This is a genomic window from Synechococcus sp. R6-7, from assembly GCF_047461695.1.
Lineage (GTDB): Bacteria > Cyanobacteriota > Cyanobacteriia > Thermostichales > Thermostichaceae > Thermostichus.
In genome coordinates this window covers 1-4239 of sequence record NZ_JANSHS010000440.1, presented here as the reverse complement: position 1 = coordinate 4239, position 4239 = coordinate 1, and the positions used below count along the sequence as shown (strand labels likewise).

The following is a 4239-nucleotide window of genomic DNA, read 5'->3' as shown; positions in this document are numbered from 1 at the left end:
CCGTCCAATTTCAGGGGGCTGGGGGGGCGGGTGGGCTGGAGCTTATTCAAGGGCAAAAAGGTGGCGCGTCCGGCTTTTTCCCGTTTCAAAAAGTTGACAGCGCTCACGGCCACGGTGTCATCCTCCACCACCACAAAGTGCAGCCGGTTGCCTGCTGCAACCTCCAGGGCCAGTTGATACTGGGGATCCACCTGCCCCAACTGGGCCACCAACCCCAAAACCCCCGGCAGACGGGCACTCAGGATGGCTTGGGTCGCTCGGGATCCCTGGGATTCTTGCAACACTTGGCGGCGGGTTTCCCATTTGTCCAGTTGCCGCTGCTTGGCGTGCAGCTCGGCGGCCAGGCGTTCGTGGGTGGCGCGATCCAACTCCAGGCTGGCCTGCAGTTGGGCCAGCTCTTGGGCCAAAGTTTGAACCTGAGCTTCCGACTGTCGGCAAGTGTGTTCCAGCTCGGCGGTGAGGGCCAGGTGGGATCCCAGCCACGCCTCGATCTGGGCAATCTCCGCCTGGATCTCTTGGCTTTGTCGTTCCAGTTGCCGTTGTCGCTCTTGCAGGCGAATTTGCTCCTGTTGGAGAGGCTCCTGTTCAGCGCGGAGTTCCTCAATGTGGCGGGTGAGGTAGCGCTGCTGTTTCACCCAGGCATCGGCGGATTGGGCTAGGGCGCGCAGCTGTTCGCGGCTCTGTTCCAAGCTAATTTGGGCTTTCTGAACCTGGGCCTGCAGGGATCCCTGGGCTTGGGCCAGTTGCTCTTGTTGGCTGTGCAGGTGTTCCAGCTCCGCCTGCAGATGCTGCTGTTGGGTTTGCCGCTCCTGATGTAGGCGCTGCGCTTGCTCGATCTCCTGCTGCCAGGCTGCGATCTGTTGGCTGACCTGTTGCCGCTGTGCTTCGGCGGCGGCGATTTGGGCTTGCAGGTGCAGGTATTCCTCCTCTCCAAGAGCATGGATGCGGCTTTGCAACTCGGCCAGGGCGGCTTCGGCCTGTTGCAAATGATCGTTCAAGGTCTGCACCTGAGCGGTGGCCTGCTCCTGAGCCTCCAGAAGCTGCTGAATGGCCGCCTGGGTTTCTTCCACTTGGGCCTGCAAATGCCGCCAAAGCAACACCTGTTGCTGCTGCTCCAGCGTTTGCAACTGCAGCCGCAGTTGCTGATAGTGTTGGGCCTTTTCGCTCTCTCTGAGCAGTCGCTCTCCTTGAGCTTGCCATTCTTGTTCGATGAGCCGAAAGCGCTCAATTTGTTCCCGTACCGCCTCCAGCTTGCTGTTGGCCTGGGCGATCTTGCGGTCGAAGGTGGCCACCCCCGCCAATTCGTCGATGATCTGCCGCCGTTCCTTGGGGTGCATGGAAATGATACTGGTGACATCCCCTTGTAAAACAACGTTGTAGCCGTTGGGGTAGATGTGCATCGCCTCCAGTTGTTCGTGCAGCTCGCTCAGGGTACAGGGCACATCGTTGATATAAAAGGTGCTGGTGTAGGGGAGAGAATCCGTCCCACTATCGCGGGCGAGCTCCTCAGCCTTTCCGGGCTTGACCCGCAGCCGGCGACTGACTTTCCATTCCCTGGGCTGACCATCTTCTCCCGGCCCCAGCTCAAAGGTGACAGAAACATGGGTTTCCACCTGCCGATTGCCGTTGAGGCTGCCGGAATGCACCAGATCCAAAAGCCTCTCTGCCCGCATCCCCCGCGAGGACGATAACCCCAGCGCAAACAGGATCCCATCCAGGATGTTGGACTTGCCGGAGCCATTGGGGCCGGAAATGACCGTAAAGCCCGGCAGCAGGGGCAACGAGGTGGTGCTGCCAAACGACTTAAATCGGGTCAGCTCAATCCGCTTGATGTACATCACACCCCACATCTAGCGTGGCCACCAGCATATGATGGCAACAGGCTAGCATGGGTAGCAAAAACCTGTGCAGCCTAGGTCTCTAGGACAGCCTGGGATCCGCATCTGTGCTGACGAGCAGGTCGGCCTTTTGGAGAAGACGATGCACCTCCGCCCTCAGCTCCGGCCAGCGGTAGGTCAGTAAGTTTGCCTTGGAGATAAACAGCAGCCGGTATCCGGGTTTCAGGTTTGGGCACAGAGGGCGCAAGATTTCTCGCAACTGGCGTCGCAGCCGATTCCGTTTTACGGCAGATTTGCTCACCTTTCTGCCGATCACCAGCCCCACTTGGCTAGGGATCCCTTCGCACCCTGCGGGCATCGGCTGAAACAGCAGGGTCAAGCCTGCACCGGAACGACGTTGGCCCCCCTGGTAGAGCGCCTGAAAAGCTCGTCGATCCCGCAATCGATGAGGAGCCGGCAACATTGGGCACCGAGGAGAGTCTGCCCCAGAAGTCAGCGAGTTTTGGGCTGCAACGCTCCAAAAAACCAAGACAAATCAAATCTCTGACCAAAGGGCTTAGGAAACCGCCAGGCGATAACGCCCCTTGGCCCGCCGTCGCCGCAAGACCTGACGCCCAGTTGCCGTTCGCATTCTGGCCCGAAACCCAGAAACCCGAATGCGTCTGCGATTGGTGCCACGAAGGGTACGCTGAGTCATGGTGAGGAGCCAACTTATGAATCCAAGATCATTTGCCAGAGCTGACCAGACCGAAATTAGCCCGCTTGAAACTGATCGCAGACGCTTAATCTTAGCAGACTCAATGGAAAATTGCTAGATTGGCCACCCCGCGCCGAGCAGTTAAATTGGGAATCCCGAAGCTCCTGTCGAGGAAGCCGCCGCTGTTTCCTCTGGGCTTCTGCTGTGTCGCTCTGAGTGTGTGGTGTGGATATTTCCCTGGATCAGCTCTGGGATGAAGCCCTGTGTCATCTGCAGGTGCAGCTCAGCCGCCCAACCTTTGAGGCTTGGATCAAAACGGCGCGGGCTGAATCGTTGGTGGACAACCGCCTCACCATCTGTACCCCCAGCGAATGGGCGCGGGGCTGGCTGCAAAAGCACTACGCTTCCACCATCACCGAGGTGGTGCAGCGGGTAGCCGGGATCCCTTTGCAGGTGGAGTTTTCCGTTTCCCCCCACGCTTCTGTCGAGGCAGAACCCCCTTCAAGGGCGATTTCCCCAACATCGGGCAGAGCCGGCAGCTTACCTGCCTCCACCACCCTAGGACTGGAAGTCGGCGGCAGCCTGCCGATGCGGGCGCCGGATCTCAACCCCAAGTATTCCTTCTCACGGTTTGTGGTTGGCCCCAACAACCGCATGGCTCACGCTGCAGCTCTGGCTGTGGCCGACAAGCCTGGGCGCGCCTACAACCCCCTGTTTCTCTGCGGCGGGGTAGGGCTGGGCAAAACCCACCTGATGCAGGCCATTGGCCACTACCAACTGGAGGCAAATCCACAGGCCAAAGTCTTTTACGTGTCCACCGAACGGTTTACCAACGATTTAATCGATGCCATCCGGCGAGACAGCATGCAGTCTTTCCGGGAGCACTATCGGGATGTGGATATTTTATTGGTGGATGACGTTCAATTTATCGAAGGCAAAGAGTACACCCAAGAGGAGTTTTTTCACACCTTTAATACGCTGCACGAGTCCGGCAAACAGATCGTACTGGCCGCCGACCGCTCTCCTCATCTGATCCCGCGTCTGCAGGAGCGGCTTTGTTCTCGTTTCTCCATGGGTTTGATTGCGGAAATTCAATCGCCGGATATCGAAACCCGCATGGCCATTCTCAAGAAGAAAGCCGAGTACGAGGGAATGAACCTGCCCGCCGACGTGATCGAGTACATTGCCACCACCTACACCAGCAACATCCGCGAGCTGGAAGGTGCCCTGATCCGCGCCGTCGCCTATGTTTCCATTTCCGGCTTGCCGATGAGTGTAGAGACGATTCAGCCCATCCTCAATCCCCCCAGCGAGCCGAAAGAGATCACCGCCGACATGATTACCGATGTGGTCTGTGAAGAATTCGGCATCGACCGAGACAGTTTACTGGGATCCTCCCGCAAGCGCGACATCAGCCAAGCACGGCAAATTGCCATGTTCTTGATGCGCCACTACACCAACCTCAGCCTGCCCAAAATTGGCGACTACTTTGGGGGAAAAGATCACACCACCGTCCTCTATAGCTGTGAAAAGGTCAGTCAGCTACAGCGGCAAAGTCTGCAATTTGAACGGCAACTGCAAAAATTGGTCGAGCGCTTGCGGGTGGTTGCCAACAGCCGGAGCAGCTAGGCTTTCTGTTGTCGCTGGGCCGTCTTTGAGGTGTTGTTGCCGCGCTGTGGAGCATGACTCTAGTCAATAATAAGC

At 58.2% G+C, this 4239-nt stretch carries 4 protein-coding genes; 1 reads left to right on the top strand and 3 read right to left on the bottom strand.

From position 1 onward, the window contains the following. The 3 genes from NW815_RS12345 to rpmH form a co-directional block, all read right to left on the bottom strand. Positions 1-1838 (bottom strand): AAA family ATPase (locus tag NW815_RS12345; RefSeq protein WP_414416073.1); only part of this gene is annotated, 1838 nt, incomplete at its 3' end. A gap of 82 nt (positions 1839-1920) precedes the next feature. Further along, positions 1921-2301, bottom strand: coding sequence for a ribonuclease P protein component (gene rnpA / locus NW815_RS12340; protein ID WP_414342200.1), 381 nt, complete (start codon positions 2299-2301; stop codon positions 1921-1923). Between the two features lie 93 nt (positions 2302-2394). After that, positions 2395-2535: a 50S ribosomal protein L34 gene (gene rpmH, locus NW815_RS12335; RefSeq protein WP_011434477.1), complete on the bottom strand. Its 141-nt coding sequence runs from the start codon at positions 2533-2535 to the stop codon at positions 2395-2397. A gap of 225 nt (positions 2536-2760) precedes the next feature. Between rpmH and dnaA the strand changes: the two genes are divergently transcribed. Continuing rightward, positions 2761-4164 carry a chromosomal replication initiator protein DnaA gene (gene dnaA / locus NW815_RS12330; RefSeq protein ID WP_011431674.1) on the top strand — a complete coding sequence of 468 codons (1404 nt, stop codon included), beginning with the start codon at positions 2761-2763 and terminating at the stop codon, positions 4162-4164. The last annotated feature ends 75 nt before the right edge of the window (positions 4165-4239 follow it).

Bases quoted from the DNA above. Each gene is read 5' to 3' on its own strand.
- rnpA (WP_414342200.1), bottom strand. From the start codon at position 2,301: ATGTTGCCGGCTCCTCATCGATTGCGGGATCGACGAGCTTTTCAGGCG.
- rpmH (WP_011434477.1), bottom strand. From the start codon at position 2,535: ATGACTCAGCGTACCCTTCGTGGCACCAATCGCAGACGCATTCGGGTT.